Origin of the sequence: Candidatus Rhodobacter oscarellae, assembly GCF_001078595.1 — a bacterium.
In the GTDB taxonomy this organism is placed as follows: domain Bacteria; phylum Pseudomonadota; class Alphaproteobacteria; order Rhodobacterales; family Rhodobacteraceae; genus Rhodobacter_B; species Rhodobacter_B oscarellae.
This window is the reverse complement of the sequence record NZ_LFTY01000002.1, coordinates 782,350-804,530: the sequence shown is the minus strand read 5'-3', so window position 1 is coordinate 804,530 and position 22,181 is coordinate 782,350. Positions and strand designations below refer to the sequence as shown.

Sequence of the window (22,181 nt, the reverse complement as noted above, 5' to 3'; positions counted from 1 at the left end):
AAGCTGGCGGATCGCTACTCGATCTTGCTCAGCTCGTCGTTCATCTTCGCCACGGCCGCGGCCGCTTCGATGTCGCCGTCCAGGAACTCACGCGTGACGCGGTTGATCGCCTGGCTGTTGATGATCTTGGACGCCAGGCCCAGCTGGCCCTCGGCCACGCCCCAGCGCTGGCCCACATCGAGACCGGCCACGATGTTCGAGATCACATCCGCCGGGTAAAGATCGCTGAGCGGCGCGCGGCGATCCACGCCCACATCCAGCTTGGACCAGCCGTCGATATACTCGGTCGGGTTCTCGGAGGTGCCGTTGCGGCTTGGGAACTTGCCCTCGGGCGCGATGGCCAGAGTGTCCATGTAGCCGCCGCTGACGGCGAACTGCACAAAGTCCTGCGCGGCCTCGGTATCGGCATCCGCGGTGATCCCGAAATAGCGGCTATCGGCCCAGGCGGCGCCATCGGGGTTCGACGGACCCGCGAAGTTGGTGATAAAGCCGGTGGCCGCGGCCAGATCGCGCGTGGTCGGATCATCGTTGATCGTCACCGGGGCGGCGTCGCGCAGCCCGGCCAGCTCGTCCATGATGAAGGGCGACCAGATGATCATCGCGGCCTGACCGGCAAAGTAGAGCTCGCGCGATTGCTTCCAGTACAGCTCGCCCGGGGGCGAGGCGGCGGCGATCTCTTTGTAGAACTCAAGCGCCTCGACGGTCTTGGCCTCGTCAAAGCCCGCAAAGCCATTGGCGTCCACCGGGGTGGCGCCATTGGCCAGCAGCACATGCTCGAGCACCTGGCTCATAAAGCCCTCGTCCACCTTGGTGGCGGCCACGAACCCGAACATCTCTGGCGGGTTGTGCAGCTTACCCAGCGCGGCCACCACATTGGCATAGCTGGTGGGGGCCTCAAGCCCGTTGGCGTCGAACAGGTCCTTGCGGTAGACGACCATCTGCGTCCAGCCATCCACCGGCACCCCGGCCACGCCGTCAGAGGTCTGCGCCATGGCGACCGGGCCGGGCGCGAAGGTGTCGGCCCCCAGCGCCTCGAGCACCTCCTGCGAGGCCTCGGCGTCCAGGATGCCCGCCTCGACCCATGGCAGCGCGTATTGCAGCGGGTAGTAGATCACGTCCGGCAGGTCGCCCGCGGCGAAGGCCGCGGTGGCGCGGGTGCCGTATTCCTTCTCGTCGACGGGGATCATCTCGACCTTGACGCCGGTGGCGGCCTCGTACTCGGCCGCCATGTTCTGTTGGCGCTCTAGGCGCGCGGGTTGGGTCTCGGTGGTCCAGACGCGGATCTCCTGCGCCACGGCGGCGGCGGTGGACGCCAGCAGGGCCAGCCCGGAGACGGCACCAACCAATCTAAAGTTCAAAAACATTATTTCCTCCCTGAGTGTGGCGCCGCACATGCGGCCCAACGCAATCCAAGACCGCCCCGGCGGGCCGATGCGATCCCATCCTTTGCTCGACCCTGACCGACCGCGAAAATGCGGAGGGCGACTCGAATTGGATGGTCAGGATTTTGGTATAACGTTTTATCCCTGTCAACGAATTTTGGGCCGCAACGACGAGAAGCGTCCGAATATCAGGAAGTTATTCACTTGAAAAATTGGCCCCTTTGGAGCAGAATGTGGTGCAACGTTAACACTAAAAGAGACCAAATGCCCGCAGCCACGCGCCCGCTCCCCGCCCTGCCCCGGCCCGGATGAGCAAGAAACCCAAACTGGAAACCGTCGCCAAGGAGGCCGGTGTCTCGGTCGCGACCGCCAGCCAGGTGATGCGCGGCGCGGGACGGATCTCTGAGCTGACCCGCAAGAAGGTGCGCCTTGCGGCCAAGAAGCTGAACTATGTGCCCGATGGGCGCGCGGCGGCGATGCGCTCGGGCGAGAACCGCGAGATCGGGCTGTCGATCCACAAGATCGCCAACCCGTTCAACGCCGAGATCATCAGCGGCGCCAGCGACCTGTTCGAGTCAGAGGGCTACCTGCTGTCGGTGCTGGACGCGCGCGACGACGCCGAGCGCCAGCGCAACCAGCTGGAGGCGTTCATCCGCTCCACCCGCGGCGGCGTCCTATGGGTGCCCGCCGAGGACACGCCCAAATCCACCTTCGAGCTGCTCACCACGCATCAGCTGCCCAGCGTGACCTTCCTGCGCCGCTCCGAATTCGCCGATCTCGATCACATCGGCATCGAGAACGCCAAGGCCACGGCGGAGGCCACGCATCATTTGGCCGAGCTGGGGCATCGCCGCATCGCCTTTCTGGGCGGCACCGCGCGGGTCGCGGTGCGCTCGGAGCGGATCGAGGGCTATACGTCCGCCCTGGCGCAGCTCGGGCTCGGCGCGCCGATCGTATGGGACTGCGAGGATGGGCGCGTGGCCGGGATGCAGGCGATGGACGAGATAAGGCGCCAGCATCCGGACGTGACCGCGCTGGTGTGCAACGGCGACATGGTGGCCATTGGCGCCTGCCTGGCGCTGCAACGGCGGGGCGAGATGCCTGGGCGCGAGGTCTCGGTCGTGGGGTTCGACGACATCCAGGACGCCGAGCTCGCCGTGCCGCCCCTGACCACAATGGCGGTCTCGCCCTATATGCTGGGCCGCAAGCTGGCCCGCGTGATGCTGGAGCGCATCCGCGAGCCCGACATGCCGATCACCGTCTCGCATGTGCCCGCGCGCATGGTGCTGCGCGAGACCACCAAGCCGCCGATGCAGCGCTAGTCGCGCGGAACTGGAATACGCCGCAATGCATACGGCGCGGCTCGCTTACGATCTGGCGCGCGCCCGCGCCTGCCCCCAAGACGGGCGCGGACCTTGCGTGCAGCATTCCCACGAATGACGCGCTCAGATGACTAAAGCGTTACGCGTCAGAGCCTTAACAGAGTTCCGGCGACGCGGCGCACCGACAGAACCCTAGCTGTGGTTCCAGTCGTTGGGATCATCAGAATTGTTAGGCGACAGCCCGATAATGTCGCCCTCGGTATTCACGCCCAGCCCCAGCACCGTGCGATTGGCGTAAGAGAAATAGGACGAGACCTGGTTGATCTCTAGGATCTCGCCATCCTCCCAGCCCGCGTCGCGCAAGCCTTGCACATGGGCCTCTGTCAGGGCCGAGGGATCCTCGGTCAGCACCCGCGCGTAATCCATCGCCAGCCGCTCGCGCGGCTCCAGCGGCGCGCCCGCCACGTCGCGCGCCTCAATCGCGGCCCGGATCGCATCCGCGCGCGCGTCGTCGCCGACCAACCGCCGCATGCCGCCAAAGTGATGCTCGACGCAGTAATCGCAGCCGTTCAGCGCGCTGACCCAGACCCCCAGGCATTCCAGGAACCATTTCGGGATCGTGTTCCCCGAATGGTGCAGCACGTATTTGTAGATCGCCATATGCCCCTCCATCGAGTGGGGACGCAGGCTGTGGGCCATCATGATGTTGTCGACATTGTTGTCGGGGCCGGTCACGCGGTCATAGAGCTTCCTCAGCTTCCCGGTGGCGGCCTCGTAAGCGATGGTGGTGATCCAGGTCATGCGGGCTCCTTGGTGGTAAGTGATGCGCGGGTGGTGATGCGCTGGAGCAGCTTAGGGGACCGCTGCACGGTCTACCAGACCGCGCCGCGCCAAGGACCTCATCCGGCGCCTAGCCGGACCCCTCATCGGTGTCATAGATCGAGAACCCGCGATGCTTCAGCCCCTTCTGGATCTCATAGATCGAGCCGCGATCCGAGGGATGCGGCAGCGGGATGCGCACCGGCCAGTCCGTCAGGCGCGGCTGGATCGTGGGCTGCCCGCAGAGCATCCGCGTGTCGTATTCCTCCAGCGAGGCGAAGCCCGTCATCGAGCCCATCACCGGGAAGCTGTCGGCGGCCATCATCTCGTAGAACAAGAGCCGCCGGTCCCGGTCGGAGGTGTTCAGCCCCGAGCCATGCAGCACCCGCCCGTGATGGATCGAGACCGACCCCGCCGGCCCGGTCAGCATCTTCGCCTGCCCCAGGTCCAGGCCGTTCGCCGCCAGGTCCACCGCGCCCACGAACACCCCATCCGCGTGGTGGTCCAGCGTCGGCCCGCGATGCGAGCCGGGGAAGATCATCAGTGGGCCGTTCTCGGCTTCCATGTCGTCGATCATCACGCCCATCGCCAGCACGTCGTCATTGGTGTGCGGGTAGAAGGCCATGTCCTGGTGCCACTCTACCGCCGCGCCATAGCCCGCCATCTTCATGTTCAGCTTGGTGGTGTGCAGCCGCAGGTTCGGCCCGATCAGGTCGCGGGCGGGCGCCAGGATCGCGTCCGAGGTCATCAGCCGCTGGAACACCTCGTATTGGGTATGCGGCAGCTTGATGCGGCGGATGCGCGGGTCGTCGGGCGCGTGGCTGTCCTCTAGGTCCAGCCTGTCCGTCGAGGCAGTCAGCCCGCGCGCCTCCTCGTAGGACTGCGCGATGGCGGCGCGGATCTCGGCGAGGTCCTGCGCGCTGAGGCGACCCTCGACCACGATCCCGCCCGTCTCGCGGTACTCGTCGATCTGCGCTTGGGTTAGAACTTCTGTCATTTGCGTCTCCCTATGAGGCTCTTGCCTGGGCAGCGCCCTGCGCCACCTGGCGCTCGACCTCCAGCGTGGCGGCCAATGTCTGGCGGGCGTCCTGCGCGGTGATCAGGGGCGCCGCCCCGTCCAGGACGTCAAGGAAATGCGCGAGCTGGGCCTCAAGCGGCACGGTGTCGGCGGCAGGAGCGCGCCGCTGATGCGGCGCCTCCCCCCAATGCGCCGCACCCGTCCAGACGGTAAGCGACGGGAAGGACACGCCCCCCTTGGTGCCCATGATCCACATGCAGTCCTGCCCGGAGCCCGCGATATTGGGGTTCTCATAGGTCCCGGCCTCGAAGCCCCAGGGGCTGGGGCAGGTATCGGCGAAGGCGATGGAGGCCATCGCGCCGCTCTCAAAGCGCAGCGTCACCACCCCGCTCTCGACGCGGGGGGCGGCCCTGACGGGCCGCGATCCTTGCGCCGAGACCACGGCGATCTCCCCGAGGATGAACCGCAGGAAGTCAATGTCATGCACGGTGTTGATCATAACCGGCGAGCCCGCGCCGCCGGCGCGCCAGTTCCCCTGGAAATACTCGTCGGGTTTCTTCACCGCCCAGATCACATTGGCCAGCACCGGCTGGCCGATCTCTCCGCCCCGCACGATCTCGCGCAAGGCCTGCGCGCTTGCGTGGTAGCGCCGGTGGTGCCCGGTCAAGACCGGCAGCCCGGCCCACGCCGAGGCCGCAACGATCCGGTCCGCCGCCGCCAGCGAGACCTCGATCGGCTTCTCGATCAGGCAGGGCCAGCCACGGTCGAGGCAGATTTCGGCGTGATCGGCATGCAGATGCGAGGGCGTGGCCAGGATCGCGCCGTCCACGGCGCCGTCCACCTCGGCAAGCGAGGCGTAACCGGGCACGTCCCATTGGGCACGCAGCGCGGGATCGGGTTCCACCACAGCGGCCAACTCCGCGCCCGGATGCTCAAGGACCGCGCGTGCATGCCGCGCACCGATCAGCCCCAGCCCCGCAACTGCGATCCGCTTCATAGGCTGGGCCTCTCACGCGAAACTGGGCGGGCGGCAGGATTTTGCAAAATCCTGCGACAAAACTCTTGCAAGAGTTTTGCGCCGTCCAGAGTAAACCGCATCATATAACCGCACTGATCTGCCAGGGCACGAACTTGGACACCTCGCCCGAGGCAGATCTCGGCGTGATCGGCATGCAAATGCGAAGGCGCGGCTAGGATCGCGCGCGGGTGGCACGCGCCGATCAGCCCCAGCCCCGCAACTGCGATCCGCTTCATAGGCTGGGCCTCTCGCGCGACACTGGGCGGGCAGCAGGATTTTGCAAAATCCTGCGACAAAACTCTTCTAAGAGTTTTGCGCCGTCCAGAGTAAACCGCATTACATCACCGCGCCGATCTGCCAGGGCACGAACTCGTAATCGCCCAGGCCCTGCGCCTCGGATTTGGAGACCTCGCCGGAGGCCACGCGCAGGATCAGCTCGTAGATCTCGCGCCCCTTCTGTTCCAGCGTCACGCCGCCGGTCAGCATCTCGCCCGCGTTCACATCCATGTCATCGGGCATACGCACGGCCAGCTCGCTATTGGTGGCGACCTTGATCGTAGGCGCGGGCTTTGACCCAAAGGCCGAGCCGCGCCCCGTGGTGAAGACCACCATGTTGCAGCCCCCCGCGATCTGGCCCGTCACGCTGGCCGGGTCGTAGCCGGGGCTGTCCATGAAGGTGAAGCCGCGCGCGGTCACCGGTTCGGCGTATTTATAGACCCCCGCCAGCGGCGAGGTGCCGCCCTTGGCCGCCGCCCCCAGGGATTTCTCCAGGATCGTGGTCAGCCCGCCCTTCTTGTTGCCGGGGCTGGGGTTGTTATCCATCGAGCCCTTATTGCGCGCGGTGTAATCCTTCCACCACTCCACTAGGCCGATCAGCTTCTCGCCGGTGGCGCGGTCAGCGGCGCGGCGGGTCAAGAGGTGCTCGGCGCCGTAGATCTCAGGCGTCTCCGCCAGCACGCCGGTGCCGCCCTGCGCGGCGAGCAGGTCGCAGGCATAGCCCAGTGCCGGGTTCGCCGTGACCCCCGACCAAGCGTCAGAGCCGCCGCATTGCAGCGCCACCATCAGCTCAGAGGCCGGGCATGGTTCTCGCTGGGCCTGGTTGGCGATGGGCAGCATCGCCTCGACCTTCTGGATGCCCATATCGATGGTCTTTTGCAGCCCCGCCACGTTCTGGATGTTCATCACCTGGAAGGTCTCGGACTGCTTGAGCCCATAGGCCTCCAACAGCCAGTCGATCTGGTTCATCTCGCAGCCCAGACCCACCATCAGCACGCCCGCGTGGTTGGGGTGGCGCGCATAGCCCCACATGACGCGCTGCAGCGCCTCGAACCCCTCGCCGTCGCCCGCCATGCCGCAGCCGGTGCCATGCACGAACGCCACCACACCATCCACGTTGGGATAGTCGCTAAGCCGGTCGGCGGTGAAGTGGTCGGCGATGCGCCGCGCCGCGGTGGCCGAGCAATTCACCGACGTCACAATGGCGATGTAGTTGCGCGTGCCGACCCGGCCGCTGTCGCGTCGATAGCCCATGAACGTATCACCGCTGGACGGTTCGACGGGCCGCAGGTCGGTGCCGAATTCGTAATCGACCTCGGTGGCGCGGAACTCCAGGTTATGGGTGTGCACGTGGTCGCCCGCGGCGATGTCCTCGGAGGCCAAGCCGATGAACTGCGCGTATTTGCGCACCTGCTCGCCCGCCGCGATATCCCGCGTGGCGATCTTATGCCCCGAGGGGATCAGCGCGCGGGTCGCCGCGCCCTCGACCTGATGCCCCGCCTGCAAGGCGCGGGTCGCGGTCACGACATTGTCGGCGGGGTCTAGGCGCACATAATCCATCTTATCTCCTTAGGCGCAGTACGGCGCGCCTGACGTCCAGCGATGCAGCTCAACATGCGGCGCCTGGGCCAGGCGCGTGCGGGCGTCCTCCCACATGCCGCGCCAGGCCCGCCAGTCGCGCAAAGCGGTCTCGGGGCGGGCGCGCGAGCGCGCCACGAATTCCGGGAAATGCCCACGGCCAGAGGCCTGCCCCGTCACGTGGTAGCGCAAATCAAACGACCAGCGGAAGCCGTCGGTGGTGTTGGCCAAAGAGCCATGCGGCGTCAGCGGGTGAAAGATCACCGCGCCGCCTGCCCGCACCGGCAAGGGCACCGCGCGCGCCTCGTCCACGAACCCATCGGCGATGCCGGTCTGGGTCTTGGGGCAATGCGGCAGCATCTCTTGCCCAGCCTCCTGCGGCAGCACCTGCAAGCAGCCATTCTCGACCGTCGCATCCGTCACCGCCAGCCAGACGGTGACCATCTGCGTCTGGTCGGCCTCCGCCAGCGCCACGGCGCGGTCCTGGTGCCAGTCCGTGGCGGTGATATGCGCACGCACCTCGTCGCTGTCGAGATCGACCGCCGGCGGCTTTATGCGCACATGCTGGATCGGGTTCGAGGTGATCTCGGCCCCGATCAGGTCTTCGACCATGTCCAAGAGCCGCGGCGAGGTCACCATGTCGAACACCGCGGGGCCGAAATGCATCGGCGTGTCCGCCTGGATGCGGTCGCCGGGCAGCGAGATGTCCATCGGCTGGAAGTAGTCGCATCTGGCCTTATAGGCGGCCAGAAGCTTGCCCCAGAAATCCAAGCCCCTGGGCGCGGGCACGCGCCCCTCGCGGTGCCAGCCATCGTAGAGCCCATCGAGCAGCTGGCTGTACTCCGCGCGCACCGCCTCCAGGCGCGCGGGCTCTAACACGTCCTCGACAACCAGATAGCCTTGCTTCTGGAACGTAGCGATTTGGTCCTGGTTCAACATGATGCCACCTCCTTTGCGGCTATGGGTCGGGCGGGGCGGCCCCAGGATGAGCCGCCCCGGACCAGCGGCTTACTCCAGCAGCAGCTCGACAATCGGCGGCCAGATCAGCAGGACCGACAGCGCGCAGAGCTGGATGCAGATGAAGGGCAGGAAGCCCTTGAAGATATCCGTCAGCGAGATATGCGACGGCGCCACCGATTTGAGGTAGAACGCCGCCGGGCCGAAGGGCGGCGACAGGAACGACACCTGCATATTCATGCAGAACAGCACGCCGAACCAGACGCTGACATATTTCGGCTCCAGCTGCCCGATAAAGCCGATCTCCTCAATGGGCAGCTTCTTCACGATGGGCAAGAAGACCGGGATGATCAGCAGCACGATGCCCACCCAGTCCATGAAGGCGCCCATGAAGAGCAGGATCACCATCATCGACAAGAGCACCAGCATGGTGGGCATCTCGGAGCCCACGATCATGCTGGCGATGTGGTTGGGGCCACCCGCCAGCGTGTAGGCCCCCGCCAGCGCCGCCGCACCGATGGTCACCCAGATGATGGTGCCCGTCGAGCGCAGCGTGCGCATCATGCTGTCCCACAGCCCCTGGCGCACGACCTCGATCCGCGTCGTCAGGTATAGCGGCGCGACCAGCGTCAGCACCGATTGGAACAGCACCAGGTTGCCAAAGGGCAGCGCCAGCGGCAGCAGCCAGACCACGGCCAGGAACACGACGATATGCACCGCGTGGCCGCGCACCAGCGCCACCCACTCGGCAAAGTCCTTCTGGAACATCACCATCAGCAGGTAGACCGCCAGGGCGCCCATGCCGGCGGCCTCGGTGATCCCGGTGATGCCGCCATAGATCGAGCCCAAAACGACCCCGATCACCACGAACGGCGCCACCAGGCCCTTGCCATAGCGCCAGCCAAAGGACAGCCGGTCCATGCCAAAGAGCCCAAAGGCCAGGCCCAGCCCGACCACCAGAAGCCCGCCGAGATAGGCGATATGGATCGGCATGCCCAGCCCGATGGGGTCCTCGCCCTCCTCCAGGATGTTCTGCCCGGTGGCGGTAAAGAACAGCACCCGCGCCAGCAGCACCACCATCGCGGCGGTGAACAGGATCGACAGGAAGGCGCCGAACATCGCCGCCTTATCGCCGCCCTGCGGCTGCACCGCCATGGCGTCCAGCTCGCCCTGGATGCGCGCCCGCGCGGCGCTGTCGTCGGGGCCGAGCGCGGCCAGGTCACTGCGCAGCCGCTCCTCGGGCAGCGGCGCCAGCTTGGGGTTAATGTTCGTTCGGATCAGGATGTAGGTGATGATGAACGAGGCCAGCATGAAGCCCGGGATGAACGCCCCGGTGAACAGGTTCTTGATCGAGGTCTCGGTGATCAGCCCGTAGATGATCAGCACGATCGAGGGCGGGATCATCGTCCCCAGCGAGCCCGAGGCGCAGATCGTCCCGATGGCCAGGTTCTGGTTGTAGCCCAGCCGCAGCATCTGCGGCAGCGCGATCAGCCCCAGCAGGACCACCTCGCCGCCGATGATGCCCGACATCGCCGCCATGATCACCGCCATCAGCGAGGTCACAACCGCGATCCCGCCGCGCATCCGGCTCAGCCAGTAGTTCAGCGCGTCATACATCGACTTGGCGATGCCCGAGCGCTCTAGCAGGGCGGCCATGAAGATGAACAGGGGCACCGAGAGCAGCACATATTCGGTCATCAGATCGAATATCTTCTGCAATAAGAGGTAAAGCGCCCCCGTGCCCGGCCTCGCCGTGAGCATTCCGGGGATGCGCTGCCCCTCGCACTCCGCCCAGAAATAGCAGGCGGTATGCGTGAACATGGTGGGTTCGAATTTCAGGATCATGACCACCAGCGCCAGCGCGCCAGAGGCCAGGCCCAGCGGCATGCCGATGGCAAGCAGGATGATGAGGCCGAGGATGACGACCAGTGATATTGTGCCGACGTCCATTATTCTGCCCCTACGCTGCGTTTGATGGCCTCGAGCTCTTCCTGGTCGATATCATCGACCGAGTGGACCTCGGGTTCTAAGTTCCAGTCGCTGATCAGGTTCAGCACCGATTGCAGCGCGACCAGGCAGATGATGATCAGCACGGCGGGCTGCACCGTCGCCGGGATCGGCGGGTCAAAGGCGGTGCCGAACATCTCCCAATTGTAGAACTTGGTGATGAAGACCTGCTTATAGCTGCCAAAGACCAGCCCCACGGCGAAGAGCACGAAGATGATGGTCCAGGTCGTGTCAAAGACCTTCTGCAGCCAGCGCGGCACCGCGTCATAGAGCAGGAAGATGCGGATATGGCTGCGCTGCTGCATGCCGTAGAACCCCGACAGCAGGAACACAAAGCCGCCGATCCAAAGCGTCAGCTCGTTGGCCCAAAGCGTCGGCTGCTCGAGCGCGTATCGCACGAAGACCTCGTAAAGCATCACCAGCGTCATCGAGATGATCAGCATCATGGTGACGCGCCCAAAGAACAGCGCGATGCGGTCGATGGCGCGCCAGTGCTGGAACTCCATCTGCGCGACCTTCACCGTGCGCATGCCGATCAGGATAAGCACCGGCAGCATCGCCACCGCCAGCCAGTCGACGATATCGGCCACGCCGCCAAACAGGCCCGGCAGGTTCGGCGTGACGTCCTTGGTCTGGTGAATCGCGTTGACCTGGCCCAGCTTCGAGGCGTTCTCGTGCGGGGCGATGGTCAGGATATAGGCCGGGAGATGCCAGATGGCCCAACTGGCGCAGACCACGAAGGAGAATGGCACCACCCATTCCCAAAGGCCCCCTGTTTGCTGTTTCATCTCTCCCCTCCCTAATTATTTCTGTTATCCGCCCTCAAGCCAAAGGCTCGTGGCGTCTGTTGTCTGAAGCGCCTCGGTCACCCGAACGCGGTGTTCCGGATAGCCGCCATATGCGTCGCGAAGCGCCGACCTGTCGTGATCCTTGGGATAGGCGCCGATGGCGTTTGCGTCCTGCGCGCTGGTCGGACCAAGCGCGATGTAATCGGCCAGCCCCTCGCGCAGCCACGCCTCGGCCATCAGGTATCGCAGCCGCCCGGCGGCCTCCATCTGGGCCAGATGCACAAGCTCATGGCGGCCATAATGGGTCAGCGTCCGAGGCGGCTCGATCATGCGCTGCCCCTTGATCAGCCGGTCCGCCGCAAAGTCGGCGCCCGACAGGAACACCGCGCGCCGGTTCATCGGGTAGACCACGCCGCCCGCAAAGCGCACTGGAAGGAAGAACAGCGTATATCTCCACCCGGGGCCGGTGACGTAGATGTCGTACCGGTCCTGGGTCAGCGGGATCGGGCTGCTCTGCATCCCTTGCAGCAGGGCACGCGCCCATTGGCGCGTGGCCTGCTCTGGCAGCGGAGCGGGCGCGTGGATCGACAGCCCCTTGACGCTGACAGAGTGCGGGAAGGCCCAGCCCGGCTTTGCGATCACCAAAGCGAAGGCCGCATTCACAGCCACCACGAAGCCGAACGCCACCGCAGTCAACCGGATCGTCCATCGCTTCAGTCGCTGTTTCACAGCGCTCCTCCCTGTCTTCGGCCCTCACGCGGCGCGGCTTTGGGATATGCCGCGCTCATGCGATCTTGTAGCGCTGGATGACGTCGCGATCTGGCGCCACCCCTAGGCCCGGCCCCATGGGGATTGCGACCGTCCCGCCGCTTGTCCGAACCTGTTGCTGGATATTAAGCGGCTCTTGGAGCAGCTTGTCACGGAACTTGTTGTCTGTGGTGTCGAATTCCAGCCAGGGCTCGCGCGGATGCAGCCCGCCGGGCAGCGGTGGCATGGCCGCCAGAAGCTGCAGGTTCGCGGCCACGGCGATGCCCGAGCCCCAGACATGGTTCACCACGGGCGTGAAATGCGCGTGGCAGAGCGCCAGGACGCGCAGGTATTCCGAGATCCCGCCCAGCGCGCAGACCTCGGGCTGGGCGATGTCCAGCCCGCGGCTCTCTAGCAGCCCGCGCCAGCCCCAGCGGTTGAACTCCGCCTCGCCGCCGGCGATGTTGGTGCGCAGCCCGGCGCGCAGCTCTTTGTAGCCATCGAGATCCTCGGGGGCGACGGGCTCTTCGAACCAGTAGCAGCCCAGCTCGTCCAGCGCGCGCCCGACATAGAACGCGTCCGACGTGGTGTAGGCGTGGTTGGCATCCGCCATAAAGTCGAAACCCTCGCCCACGCCCCTGCGGACCGCCTCGGCCAGCCGGACATCGTCGCGCGGGCCCATGCCGATCTTCATCTTGGTGGCCTGGAACCCGGCGGCCTTGATCGCGGCGGCCTCGTCCACGAAACGCGCGGCCAGGTCCTCGACCGGCTCCGGCCGCAGCATCATGCCATAGCCGTAGACCCCCACGCTGTCGCGATGCGCCCCGCCGATCAGCTTGGCGATCGGCTGGCCGGTGGCTTTGCCGGCGATGTCCCAAAGCGCGATGTCCACGCCGGAAAGGGACTGCAGCGGCATGCCCTTCTGTCCATGATCTCGCAGAAGGTTGTAGACCTTGTGCCAGATCACGTCGCGATCCATCGGGTCCAGCCCGAGGACCATGGGCTGGATCACGCCCTCGACGATGGCCTTATTGGCCAGCGCCACATTGCCCGGACCAAAGCATTCGCCCCAGCCGGTCACGCCCTCGTCCGTCTCGACCTCGACGAGATGCGCGCTGCGCTTGGCGTAGTACTGCTGCGAGTAGCCCAGAGGCTCGGGCATGTCGTAGGACAGCACATGGCTGGTGATGCGGGTGACTTTCATCGGTGCCCTGTCATGCGGCTCCTCGCGCCCTGATCGGGTTCCCCGATCTTCGGGCAGCACGCCTCGCCAGATATCCGCGGCGAGGCGCAAGCCGTTTGCTGAGACAAAAACGGCGGCGGACCCATTGGCACCGCCGCCGCCCGTTTCAGTAGGCCAGTGCTTTATTCAGACATCAGGCCCATGCCGACCAGGAAGCTGATGTGGCTGTCCAGCAGCGCCTTGGCTTCCGGGGTGGTGGCGAACTCGGTCCAGCCAGCCTTCACCGCGGCGCGGTACTTGTTCAGCTCTTCTTCCGACCAAGCGTAGAGGTTGATGCCCTTGGCGCGCAGCTCGCGCGCGTTCTGGTTGTTCTTCACCTCGTTGAGCGTCGCGTTGTGCAGCGCCAGGCTGTCCATTGCCACTTCCATGATCTTGCGGTGATGCGCGGGCATGCCTTCCCAGACGTCGGTGCGGCAGGCCAGGTGGTCAGCCGGCATCGAGTGGAAGCCCGGGTAGTTGGTGTGCTCGCCGATGTCATAGAGGCCCAGACCGATGTTGTTGGTCAGGTTGGCGGCGTCGGCGCCGTCGATGATGCCGGTCTCAAGCGCGGTGAAGATCTCGTTGAAGTCCATCACGATCGGGGAGGCGCCAAGATTTGCGAACACCAGCGTCGCAAGGCCCGGAGGCGAGCGGAACTTCCAGTCTTTGAAGTCTGCCACGCCGCGGATCGGGCGGGTCGAGGTCAGCGATTCAGGACCAGGGATCCACCAGCCGACGAAGGACATGTTGTGCTGGTTGTAAAGCTCGTTCACCGCGGCGCGGCCATCGCCGTGCAGCAGCCAGGCCATTTGCTGGTAGGGGTTGGTGTAGCCGCCCAGAAGGTCGCCGGTGAACTGGAACGCGGGGTTCTTACCGGTCTGGTAGGCGCCGCCGGTCATGTCGCAGTCCAGGATGCCCGTGGCCGCCGCGTCGAAGGTCTCTGCCGACTTCACAACCGAGGAGGCATAGAACATCTCGACGGTGATCTCGCCGTTGGACATCTCTTGGATGTCGTTGATGTACTTCTCGGCCAGCTGCCCCGACAGGGTCTCTTGGCTGAAGTGTGTCTGGATGCGCAGGTTGGTCTGAGCGCTGGCCGCAACGGCGCCGACGGCCGCGATGCCTGCCGCCATTGCGACTGTTTTCATTAGTTTCATACTTTTCCTCCCAAAAGATCTTTGTCGTGTCGCTGCGCGCCGGACTTATCTAGACCGGTCAAACGCAATGCTTTGGAGCGTAGCAAGGGTCCAACACGGTCACAAGAAAATTATCAAATTCTTAAAAATTTCGAAATTATTGCATTTTGATGAAATTCCGCTACCCTTGGTCGACATCAACGGGGATGGGCTTGGCACAAAACCACGACATTATGACCGCGCTGCGCGAGCGGCTGACCTGCGGGCATTTCGAACCGGGCCAGCGGCTGCGCCCGGATCTGCTGCGCGACGAGTTCGGCTGCTCGGCCTCCACCCTGCGCGAGGTGCTGTTTCGGCTCTCTACCGAGGGCATCGTCGATGCGCTGGACCAGCGCGGCTTTCGGATGCCGCATCTGAACCGGGAGCGGCTGCACGAGCTGACGCATCTGCGGATCCTGCTGGAAAGCGAAGGCGCCTGCCTGTCGGTGCGCATGGGCGGCGTGGCCTGGGAGGCGCAGCTTTCCGCCGCGCATCACAAGCTCAGCCATATCGAGACCCGCATCCGCGACGAGCCCGACCCGGGCGGCCTTGTCCCGCTCTGGAGCGACGCCGAGCTTGAGTTTCACCAGACTTTGATCGCGGCCTGCGCCTCGGAGGCGCTCAAGCGGACGCATTCGCTAATCTACCACCAGTTCCGCCAGCAGCTGATCATCTCGGACCTGCAGTTCGGCGCGGTGCCAGAGAATGTCCGCCAGCACCAGGCGATCCTGGACGCCGCGCTGAGCCGCGACGAGCCCGGCGTTCGCCAGCGCATCCACGAGCATCTCGAGCGCAACTTCCAGTCGCAGCGCGGCACGAAAGCCGCCGCCGAGTAAGCGCGCCTCAGGAATGAAAGAAAACCAAACCCGCGGTTGAGACCGGCCCGCCGGCCCCGTAGGCTTGCGGCAATTGACCAGCACGGAGACGCGCAACATGCAAGCGACTACACCCGTTCGACCCGAGTTCATTATCAGTGACGAATCTGATCTGCGAGACCACTTCCCGCCGACCCATGATCTGGCCGCCCGCAAATGCCTGGACCACCTGGACCCGCATGCACGGGCGTTCCTGGCCCGCGCGCCCTTCCTGTGCATCGGCACGCAATCCGCCGATGGCGCGGCGGATGTCAGCCCGCGCGGCGACCCGAACGGCTTTGTCACCGTGCTGGATGACCGGACGCTGCTGATCCCCGACCGGCCCGGCAACAACCGCCTGGACACGCTGGCAAACATCCTGGCGCAGCCCGCGGTCGGGCTGCTGTTTCTGGTGCCCGGCTATGACGAGACCCTGCGCATCAACGGCACCGCCCAGATCAGCCGCGACCCCGAGCTTTGCGCTTTGACGGCGATGAACGACCGCCCCGCCCTCGCAGTCATCGTGGTGCGCGTGCAAGAGGTCTATCTGCACTGCGCCAAGGCGCTCCGTCGCTCGCGGCTTTGGGACGCGACGGCGCATGTGGACCGCGCCGAGATGCCCTCGCTGATACGGATGTTGCATGACCAGGTCGGCGAGACGCCCCAGGACCCAAAGGTGATGCAGCAGCTCGATGAGGCCCTGGAGGCGGGCTATAAGCGCAGCATGTATTAGGGTCCCGGAAATCGTAACCCGCCGCATTGCTGTTTCGCGCAGCGGACGGATCGCAAGCAATCCGGGCACCCGCTAGCGCCGCGCGCGGCTGGGCGGGCGACCGTTTCGGGCGGCGTAGCTCTTTGAGAAATGCGAGGAATTCGCGAACCCCACCGCCAGGGCGATCTCGGTCAGCGGCATCGCCGAGCCGACCAAGAGCCGCTCGGCCACATCCAGGCGCAGGTCGCGGTAATAGGCCATCGGGCTGGCGCCAAGCCGATCACGAAAGAGCCGCGTGAGCTGCCGCGCCGAGACCCCGGCCAACGCCGCCAGGTCGTCCAGCACCAGCGGGTCCGCCACGTGGTTCTCCATCGCCTCGACCGCGTCCAGCACCGGCGCGGCGGTGGTCCCCACGCGCTCGACCAGCCCGGCGCGCTGCGGCCCGCCAGAAGGCCGGATGTCGGTGTGCAGGAACCAGTCGCTGACCAGCCGCGCGAAGACCGCGCCATGGTCGCGCGCGATCAGCGCGTGCATCAGGTCCAGCGGCGCGGTGCCGCCCGCGCAGGTCACCCGGTCGCGGTCGATCACATAGAGCGAGCGCTCGATCAACAGCCGCGGGTCCATCTCGGCCAGCGCCGCGGCGTGCTCCCAATGCACGGTCATGCGCCGCCCCTGCATCAGCCCGGCGCGGGCCAGCACCGCCGGCCCGCCCGAGACCCCGCCCAGCAGCACGCCCTGCCGGGCCAGGCGCCGCAGCCAGGCAAACAGCGCCGGGTCCTCGACGGCCATGGGATCACCGCCCGCCACAACGAACAGAACGTCCACATCCAGAGGATCGCCGACCGCATGGTCGGCCGCCCCTTGCATCCCGCCAGAGCTGGCGGCGCCCCCAATCTGCAAGACCTCATAGAGCCTGCGGCGGCTCAGTAGGTTGGCGGCGCGAAACGGCTCCACCGTACTGGCATAGGACATCAGCGCAAAGCCCGGCAGCGCCAGCACACCAATTCGGGTCGAATTTGAACCAGTTCCGTCCATATTTGAAATCTATACGTCCGTTTTGGGAAAGCGGCAACTCCGCCGCCCCGGCATCCTGGGCCTAAGCTGCACCAAAGGGTCGCCCATGGGATATAACGCCTTTCAAATCTTCTGGCAGGGCCTGACCGGCAATAAGGGCTGGAAGCCCGTCTGGCGCGAGCCCGAGCCGAAATCCGAATATGACGTGATCATCATCGGTGGCGGCGGGCACGGGCTGGCGACGGCCTATTACCTGGCCAAGGAGTTCGGCGTCACCAATGTCGCCGTGGTCGAGAAGGGCTGGATCGGCTCCGGCAATATTGGCCGCAACACCACGATCATCCGATCGAACTACCTGCTGCCGGGCAACCAGCCCTTCTACGAGCTCAGCCTGAAGCTCTGGGAGGATCTGGAGCAGGACTTTAACTACAACGCGATGGTCAGCCAGCGCTCGATCCTGAACCTGATCCATTCCGACCCTCAGCGGGACGCCTTCGCGCGGCGGGCCAATGCGATGCGGCTGTCTGGTGCGGATAGCGACCTACTGGGCCCGGAAGAGATCCGCGAGTTGTGCCCCTTCCTGGACTACGACAACGCGCGGTTTCCGATCCGCGGCGCGCTGCGTCAGAAGCGCGGCGGCACGGTGCGCCATGACGCGGTGGCCTGGGGCTATGCGCGCGGCGCGGATAGCCGGGGCGTGGACATCCTGCAGAACTGCGAGGTCACGGGCATCGATGTCGAGGACGGCGTGGTGCGCGGCGTGCAGACCTCGCGCGGGCCGATCCGCGCCACGAAGGTCGCGATGTGTGCCGCGGGCAATGCCGGCCGCGTCGCCGCCCTGGCGGGGATGCGCCTGCCGATTGAGAGCCACGTCTTGCAGGCCTTCGTCTCTGAGGGCCTCAAGCCCACCCTGCCCGGCGTGATCACCTTTGGCGCGGGGCATTTCTATGTCAGCCAGTCCGACAAGGGCGGGCTGGTCTTCGGCGGCGATATCGACGGCTACAACACCTATGCCCAGCGCGGCAACCTGCCGGTGGTCGAGGATGTCTGCGAGGGAGGCATGGCGATCATGCCAATGATAGGCCGCGCGCGGCTGCTGCGGATGTGGGGCGGGGTGATGGATATGTCGATGGACGGCTCACCCTTTATCGACCGCACCCATATCGACGGGCTCTTTGTGAACGCGGGCTGGTGCTATGGCGGGTTCAAGGCGACGCCCGCCAGCGGCTATTGCTACGCGCATCTGCTGGCCCGGGGCGCGCCGCAAGAGACGGCGCAGTATTTCCGCCTGGATCGCTTCCGGCGCGGGGCGATGATCGACGAAAAGGGCCAGGGCGCCCAGCCGAACCTGCATTGAGGACCGCGCAGATGCACCGACGCGATACCGACGCAATACCGACCTTTTACTGGCAAGTCCTTTCGGGGGAATTGGGATGATCATCAACCACCCGCTTCTGGGGCCGCGCGATGCCGCCGAGTTCACCTATCTCGGCGACGCCAGCCTGATCCACCGCCCCGACGGCATGGAGGCCAGCCTCGACGAGATGCACGACTTCACCTATCTGCGCGACAACCCCGCGGGCGCGCATCGCGAGCTGTGGTATCACGAGCAGGGCGACCGCTCCTGGCTGGTGGTGACGCGCAACACGCTGACCCATGAGATCACGCGGGTCGAGATGGCCCGCGAAGTGGCCCTTGCCGAGGGGAGGTCGCGATGAGCCAGGACAATCGCCTTAAGGGCGGTCTGATCGACCGCTCCCACCGGCTGAACTTCTCGTTCAACGGCAAGAATATGGTTGGTTTCCAGGGCGATACCCTGGCCTCGGCGATGCTGGCCAATGGGCAGCGACTAATTGCACGCTCGTTCAAATACCACCGCCCGCGGGGGATCTTCAGCGCCGGATCAGAGGAGCCCAACGCCCTGGTGCAGCTGCGCCGGGGTGCCGCGCAGGAGCCCAATACGCGCGCCACGATGGCCGAGCTTTTTGACGGGCTTGCGGCGACTTCGCAGAACCATCGCGGCTCTTTGGAGTTCGACCTTCTGGCCGCCAACGACCTGCTCTCGCCCTTCCTAAGTGCTGGTTTTTACTACAAAACCTTCATGTGGCCCAAGGCGTTCTGGGAGAAGGTCTACGAGCCCTTCATCCGCTCCGCCGCCGGTCTGGGCAGGCTAAGCATGGAGCCGGACCCGGATGTCTATGACCACGGGTTTCTGCATTGCGACGTGCTGGTGATCGGTGCCGGGCCCGCGGGGCTGTCGGCGGCGCTTGCCGCGGCACGGTCCGGGGCGCAAGTGCTTATAATGGATGAGGATTTCTTGCCCGGCGGGCGCTTGAACTCAGAGACCTACGAGGTGGATGGCCAGCCGGGGCATGCCTGGGCCGCCTCCGCCTGGGCCGAGCTGCAAGCCATGCCGAACGTGCGCGCCATGACCCGCACGACGGTGTACGGCGCGTTCGATCACGGCATCTACGGCGCTTTGGAGCGGCGCACCGACCACCTCGCCAGCAGCGGCGGCAAGCCGCGCCAGGTGCTGTGGCGGGTCTATTCGAAACGCGCGATCCTCTGTGCGGGCGCCACCGAGCGCTCCATTGCCTTCCCCGCGAATGACCGCCCCGGCGTGATGCTCGCGGGCGCGGTGCGGACCTATGTGAACCGCTACGGCGTGACGCCCGGCCAGCGCGTTGCAGTCTTCACCAACAATGATGACGGCAAGTCCACGGTCGAGGCGCTGAAGGCGCAAGGCGTTGAGGTCACAGGGATAATCGACACCCGCCACGGCGAGATGGTCACGGCGACGAACGGCCGGAAGGGCCTGAAGAGCCTCACCGATGGCCAGGGCCGCACGATTGAGGCAGATTGCCTCGCGGTCTCCGGCGGCTGGTCACCGAATGTGCATCTGACCTGCCACCAGCGCGGGCGACCGACCTGGCGCGAGGACATCGCCGGTTTCGTGCCCGGCCCCGACCTGCCGCCCGGCATGTCCGTGGCGGGCGCTGCGAATGGCGAGATGACCCTCGGCGCTGCATTGAGAGGCGGCGACCGCGCGGCGGTCACGGCCCTTGAGGATCTCGGGCTTAAGCCAGCCAAGGCCGACGCGCCGAAAGGCAGCGACGAAGGCTTTGAAATCAAAGCCTTCTGGCAGGTCGACGCCCCAGGACGCGCCTGGGTCGACCTGCAAAACGACGTCACCACCAAGGACATCAAGCAGTCCCAGCAGGAAGGCTTCCGCTCGGTCGAGCACCTGAAACGCTACACCACGCTGGGCATGGCCACCGACCAGGGCAAGACGGCGAATGTGTTGGGGCTGGCGGTGCTGGCCAAGGCCTCCAGGAAGTCGATCCCCGAGACCGGCACGACCATCTTCCGCCCGCCCTATACCCCGGTGCCCATCGGCGCCTTCGCCGGTCGGGCCCGCGGCAAGGATTTCCGCCCCACGCGCCAGACCCCCAGCCACGCCTGGGCGCAAGAGAACGGCGCGGATTTCGTCGAGGTCGGCGCCTGGCTGCGCGCGCAATGGTTCAAGCAACCAGGCGAGCAGGGCTGGCGCGACAGCGTGGATCGCGAGGTCATCGCCACCCGCGCCTCGGTGGGCATCTGCGACGTGACCACTCTGGGCAAGATCGACATCCAGGGGCGCGATGCCGCTGAATTCCTGAACAAAATCTACGCCAACGGCTTCGCCAAGCTGCCCGTGGGCAAGGTCCGCTATGGGTTGATGCTGCGCGAGGACGGGATCTGTTACGACGACGGCACCACCGCGCGGCTGTCCGAGACGCATTTTGTGATGACCACGACCACCGCCAATGCGGTGCTGGTGTTCCGGAACATGGAGTTCGCGCGGCAATGCCTGTGGCCGGACCTGGACGTGCATCTGATCTCGACCACGGACGCCTGGGCGCAATTCGCCGTGGCCGGGCCGAACGCGCGGGCCCTGCTGCAGAAGGTCGTGGATATCGACATCTCGAACGAGGCCTTCCCCTTCATGGCCTGCGGCGAATGCACCGCCTTTGGCACGCCCGCGCGGCTCTTCCGGATCAGCTTTAGCGGCGAGATGGCCTTTGAGATCGCCGTGCCCGCCCGCTATGGCGACGCGCTGATGCGCAAGCTGATGGAGGCGGGCGAGGAATTCGGCGTGGTGCCCTATGGCACCGAGGCCCTGGGCGTGATGCGCATCGAGAAGGGGCATTTCGCGGGCAACGAGTTGACAGGGCAGACCACGGCGCAGCAGCTGAACCTGGGCGGGATGGTCTCGAAGAAAAAGGACTCGATCGGCTCCAAGCTGAGCGAGCGCGAGGAGATGAACCGCGACGACGACCTGCGGCTGGTGGGGTTCCATCCCGTTGATAAGGCGGCCAAACTCGACGCGGGCGCGCATTTCATCAACGCGGGCGAAACCGCGCCCGATATGTTCAACGACCAGGGCTGGATGACCTCGGTGGCCTACTCTCCCGAGCTGGGGCATTCCATCGGGCTTGGGTTCCTGAAGAACGGCAAAGCGCGCATGGGCGAGACCCTGCGCGCCTATGATCCGGTGCGCGGCAAGGACACCAAGGTGGTCGTGACCTCGGCCCACCATATTGACCCCGAAGGAGTGCGGCAGCGTGCTTGATGCGATCTCTCCCCTGAACGGCTTTGATGAGACGCGCGGCGGGATCCGCCTGTGGGAGCGGGCCGAGCTGGCTCTGGTGTCCATCGCCCTGCCCCGCGGCGGCGAGGACGTCGGACGAAAGGCCATAAAGCAGGCCTATAAGCTGGATCTGCCAGAGGTCGGCCTTTCGACGGCGGATAAGCGGCACCGCCTGATACGGCTCTCGCCCGATCAGGCGATGCTGGTCTTTGCCGATGACGCTCCGCTCGCCGAGCCCGCGGTGCAGGCCAAGCTCAAGGGCGCCTGTTACACCACCAACCAAACCGACGCCTGGGTCGCGCTGTCCATTGAGGGCCCGACCGTGCGGGACGCGCTGGAGCGGCTCTGCCCGCTGGATATGCATCCCGACCGCTTCGCCATCAACGCCGCCCAGCGCACGGTGATGGAGCATATGGGCGCCGTAATCTGCCGCGAGGCCGAGGACCGGTTCCTGCTGCTATCCGCCAGCTCCTCGGCTCAGTCGTTCCTGCACGCATTCACAACCTCGGTCCAGTACGCAACCTAAGCGCGCCTTGAATTCGCCACGCTCGCCCGCTTCGTGCGACTGTACCAAAATTGCCAACTGGGTCGGAAACCTTGGGTTTTGCCGCCCAATTTTCTTTGGAAACAAAACCAGCCCATGCAACATTTACGTCAGATCT

General features: G+C 65.6%; 19 protein-coding genes. 7 read left to right on the top strand and 12 right to left on the bottom strand.

The window, feature by feature from the left end; translation table 11 throughout:
- Window positions 1-14: 14 nt before the first annotated feature.
- Window positions 15-1,364 (bottom strand): ABC transporter substrate-binding protein, encoded by a 1,350-nt coding sequence (locus AIOL_RS08855; protein WP_053101220.1) that lies wholly within the window; start codon window positions 1,362-1,364, stop codon window positions 15-17.
- A gap of 326 nt (window positions 1,365-1,690) precedes the next feature.
- On the opposite strand from AIOL_RS08855, the gene AIOL_RS08850 reads away from it, so the two are divergent.
- Window positions 1,691-2,704: a LacI family DNA-binding transcriptional regulator gene (locus AIOL_RS08850; RefSeq protein WP_049642647.1), complete on the top strand. Its 1,014-nt coding sequence runs from the start codon at window positions 1,691-1,693 to the stop codon at window positions 2,702-2,704.
- 192 nt (window positions 2,705-2,896) lie between these two features.
- Here the strand turns inward: AIOL_RS08850 and AIOL_RS08845 are convergent, their stop codons facing one another.
- The 10 genes from AIOL_RS08845 to AIOL_RS08800 form a co-directional block, all read right to left on the bottom strand.
- Complete coding sequence (locus AIOL_RS08845; RefSeq protein WP_049642646.1) at window positions 2,897-3,505, bottom strand: carboxymuconolactone decarboxylase family protein; 609 nt, start codon at window positions 3,503-3,505, stop codon at window positions 2,897-2,899.
- Window positions 3,506-3,614: 109 nt separating this feature from the next.
- Complete coding sequence (locus AIOL_RS08840; RefSeq protein ID WP_049642645.1) at window positions 3,615-4,520, bottom strand: phytanoyl-CoA dioxygenase family protein; 906 nt, start codon at window positions 4,518-4,520, stop codon at window positions 3,615-3,617.
- Window positions 4,521-4,530: 10 nt separating this feature from the next.
- Window positions 4,531-5,538 (bottom strand): Gfo/Idh/MocA family protein, encoded by a 1,008-nt coding sequence (locus AIOL_RS08835; protein ID WP_049642644.1) that lies wholly within the window; start codon window positions 5,536-5,538, stop codon window positions 4,531-4,533.
- 357 nt (window positions 5,539-5,895) lie between these two features.
- Complete coding sequence (locus AIOL_RS08830) at window positions 5,896-7,395, bottom strand: UxaA family hydrolase (RefSeq protein ID WP_049642643.1); 1,500 nt, start codon at window positions 7,393-7,395, stop codon at window positions 5,896-5,898.
- A gap of 9 nt (window positions 7,396-7,404) precedes the next feature.
- On the bottom strand, window positions 7,405-8,352 hold the full coding sequence (locus AIOL_RS08825) for a phytanoyl-CoA dioxygenase family protein (RefSeq protein ID WP_049642642.1): 948 nt from the start codon (window positions 8,350-8,352) through the stop codon (window positions 7,405-7,407).
- A 69-nt stretch (window positions 8,353-8,421) separates the two neighbouring features.
- Window positions 8,422-10,320: a TRAP transporter large permease gene (locus tag AIOL_RS25850; protein ID WP_049642641.1), complete on the bottom strand. Its 1,899-nt coding sequence runs from the start codon at window positions 10,318-10,320 to the stop codon at window positions 8,422-8,424.
- On the bottom strand, window positions 10,320-11,165 hold the full coding sequence (locus tag AIOL_RS08815) for a TRAP transporter small permease subunit (RefSeq protein ID WP_049642640.1): 846 nt from the start codon (window positions 11,163-11,165) through the stop codon (window positions 10,320-10,322). Before AIOL_RS08815 ends, AIOL_RS25850 begins: the two co-directional genes overlap by 1 nt.
- Window positions 11,166-11,189: 24 nt before the next feature.
- Window positions 11,190-11,894 carry a hypothetical protein gene (locus tag AIOL_RS08810; RefSeq protein WP_152912435.1) on the bottom strand — a complete coding sequence of 235 codons (705 nt, stop codon included), beginning with the start codon at window positions 11,892-11,894 and terminating at the stop codon, window positions 11,190-11,192.
- Window positions 11,895-11,949: 55 nt separating this feature from the next.
- On the bottom strand, window positions 11,950-13,116 hold the full coding sequence (locus tag AIOL_RS08805) for a mandelate racemase/muconate lactonizing enzyme family protein (RefSeq protein WP_049642638.1): 1,167 nt from the start codon (window positions 13,114-13,116) through the stop codon (window positions 11,950-11,952).
- A gap of 161 nt (window positions 13,117-13,277) precedes the next feature.
- Window positions 13,278-14,291 (bottom strand): TRAP transporter substrate-binding protein, encoded by a 1,014-nt coding sequence (locus tag AIOL_RS08800; protein WP_049642637.1) that lies wholly within the window; start codon window positions 14,289-14,291, stop codon window positions 13,278-13,280.
- A 191-nt stretch (window positions 14,292-14,482) separates the two neighbouring features.
- Here AIOL_RS08800 and AIOL_RS08795 point away from each other — a divergent pair, with 191 nt between their 5' ends.
- Window positions 14,483-15,145 carry a GntR family transcriptional regulator gene (locus tag AIOL_RS08795; RefSeq protein ID WP_235438943.1) on the top strand — a complete coding sequence of 221 codons (663 nt, stop codon included), beginning with the start codon at window positions 14,483-14,485 and terminating at the stop codon, window positions 15,143-15,145.
- A 97-nt stretch (window positions 15,146-15,242) separates the two neighbouring features.
- Window positions 15,243-15,896, top strand: a complete 654-nt coding sequence (locus AIOL_RS08790; RefSeq protein WP_049642635.1) for a pyridoxamine 5'-phosphate oxidase family protein — start codon at window positions 15,243-15,245, stop codon at window positions 15,894-15,896.
- Window positions 15,897-15,968: 72 nt separating this feature from the next.
- Here AIOL_RS08790 and AIOL_RS08785 read toward each other — a convergent pair whose 3' ends face one another.
- Complete coding sequence (locus tag AIOL_RS08785) at window positions 15,969-16,910, bottom strand: GlxA family transcriptional regulator (RefSeq protein ID WP_049642634.1); 942 nt, start codon at window positions 16,908-16,910, stop codon at window positions 15,969-15,971.
- A gap of 85 nt (window positions 16,911-16,995) precedes the next feature.
- On the opposite strand from AIOL_RS08785, the gene AIOL_RS08780 reads away from it, so the two are divergent.
- The 4 genes from AIOL_RS08780 to AIOL_RS08765 all read left to right on the top strand — a co-directional run bounded on the left by AIOL_RS08780 (window position 16,996) and on the right by AIOL_RS08765 (window position 22,045).
- Window positions 16,996-18,246 carry a sarcosine oxidase subunit beta family protein gene (locus tag AIOL_RS08780; protein WP_049645346.1) on the top strand — a complete coding sequence of 417 codons (1,251 nt, stop codon included), beginning with the start codon at window positions 16,996-16,998 and terminating at the stop codon, window positions 18,244-18,246.
- Window positions 18,247-18,322: 76 nt separating this feature from the next.
- Entirely contained in the window at window positions 18,323-18,607 is a 285-nt protein-coding gene (locus tag AIOL_RS08775) for a sarcosine oxidase subunit delta (RefSeq protein ID WP_049642633.1), read from the top strand.
- Window positions 18,604-21,501: a sarcosine oxidase subunit alpha family protein gene (locus AIOL_RS08770; RefSeq protein WP_049642632.1), complete on the top strand. Its 2,898-nt coding sequence runs from the start codon at window positions 18,604-18,606 to the stop codon at window positions 21,499-21,501. Before AIOL_RS08775 ends, AIOL_RS08770 begins: the two co-directional genes overlap by 4 nt.
- Window positions 21,494-22,045: a sarcosine oxidase subunit gamma gene (locus AIOL_RS08765; RefSeq protein WP_049642631.1), complete on the top strand. Its 552-nt coding sequence runs from the start codon at window positions 21,494-21,496 to the stop codon at window positions 22,043-22,045. The genes AIOL_RS08770 and AIOL_RS08765 overlap by 8 nt, the downstream gene beginning before the upstream one ends.
- Window positions 22,046-22,181 lie beyond the last annotated feature (136 nt).

What these genes read in the sequence shown, in the direction of transcription:
- AIOL_RS08800 (WP_049642637.1), bottom strand. Translation starts at nt 14,291, where the DNA reads ATGAAACTAATGAAAACAGTCGCAATGGCGGCAGGCATCGCGGCCGTC.
- AIOL_RS08775 (WP_049642633.1), top strand. Translation starts at nt 18,323, where the DNA reads ATGATCATCAACCACCCGCTTCTGGGGCCGCGCGATGCCGCCGAGTTC.
- AIOL_RS08855 (WP_053101220.1), bottom strand. Translation starts at nt 1,364, where the DNA reads ATGTTTTTGAACTTTAGATTGGTTGGTGCCGTCTCCGGGCTGGCCCTG.
- AIOL_RS08780 (WP_049645346.1), top strand. Translation starts at nt 16,996, where the DNA reads ATGGGATATAACGCCTTTCAAATCTTCTGGCAGGGCCTGACCGGCAAT.
- AIOL_RS08790 (WP_049642635.1), top strand. Translation starts at nt 15,243, where the DNA reads ATGCAAGCGACTACACCCGTTCGACCCGAGTTCATTATCAGTGACGAA.
- AIOL_RS08840 (WP_049642645.1), bottom strand. Translation starts at nt 4,520, where the DNA reads ATGACAGAAGTTCTAACCCAAGCGCAGATCGACGAGTACCGCGAGACG.
- AIOL_RS08785 (WP_049642634.1), bottom strand. Translation starts at nt 16,910, where the DNA reads ATGGACGGAACTGGTTCAAATTCGACCCGAATTGGTGTGCTGGCGCTG.
- AIOL_RS08830 (WP_049642643.1), bottom strand. Translation starts at nt 7,395, where the DNA reads ATGGATTATGTGCGCCTAGACCCCGCCGACAATGTCGTGACCGCGACC.
- AIOL_RS25850 (WP_049642641.1), bottom strand. Translation starts at nt 10,320, where the DNA reads ATGGACGTCGGCACAATATCACTGGTCGTCATCCTCGGCCTCATCATC.
- AIOL_RS08835 (WP_049642644.1), bottom strand. Translation starts at nt 5,538, where the DNA reads ATGAAGCGGATCGCAGTTGCGGGGCTGGGGCTGATCGGTGCGCGGCAT.
- AIOL_RS08845 (WP_049642646.1), bottom strand. Translation starts at nt 3,505, where the DNA reads ATGACCTGGATCACCACCATCGCTTACGAGGCCGCCACCGGGAAGCTG.
- AIOL_RS08815 (WP_049642640.1), bottom strand. Translation starts at nt 11,165, where the DNA reads ATGAAACAGCAAACAGGGGGCCTTTGGGAATGGGTGGTGCCATTCTCC.
- AIOL_RS08825 (WP_049642642.1), bottom strand. Translation starts at nt 8,352, where the DNA reads ATGTTGAACCAGGACCAAATCGCTACGTTCCAGAAGCAAGGCTATCTG.
- AIOL_RS08770 (WP_049642632.1), top strand. Translation starts at nt 18,604, where the DNA reads ATGAGCCAGGACAATCGCCTTAAGGGCGGTCTGATCGACCGCTCCCAC.
- AIOL_RS08850 (WP_049642647.1), top strand. Translation starts at nt 1,691, where the DNA reads ATGAGCAAGAAACCCAAACTGGAAACCGTCGCCAAGGAGGCCGGTGTC.
- AIOL_RS08805 (WP_049642638.1), bottom strand. Translation starts at nt 13,116, where the DNA reads ATGAAAGTCACCCGCATCACCAGCCATGTGCTGTCCTACGACATGCCC.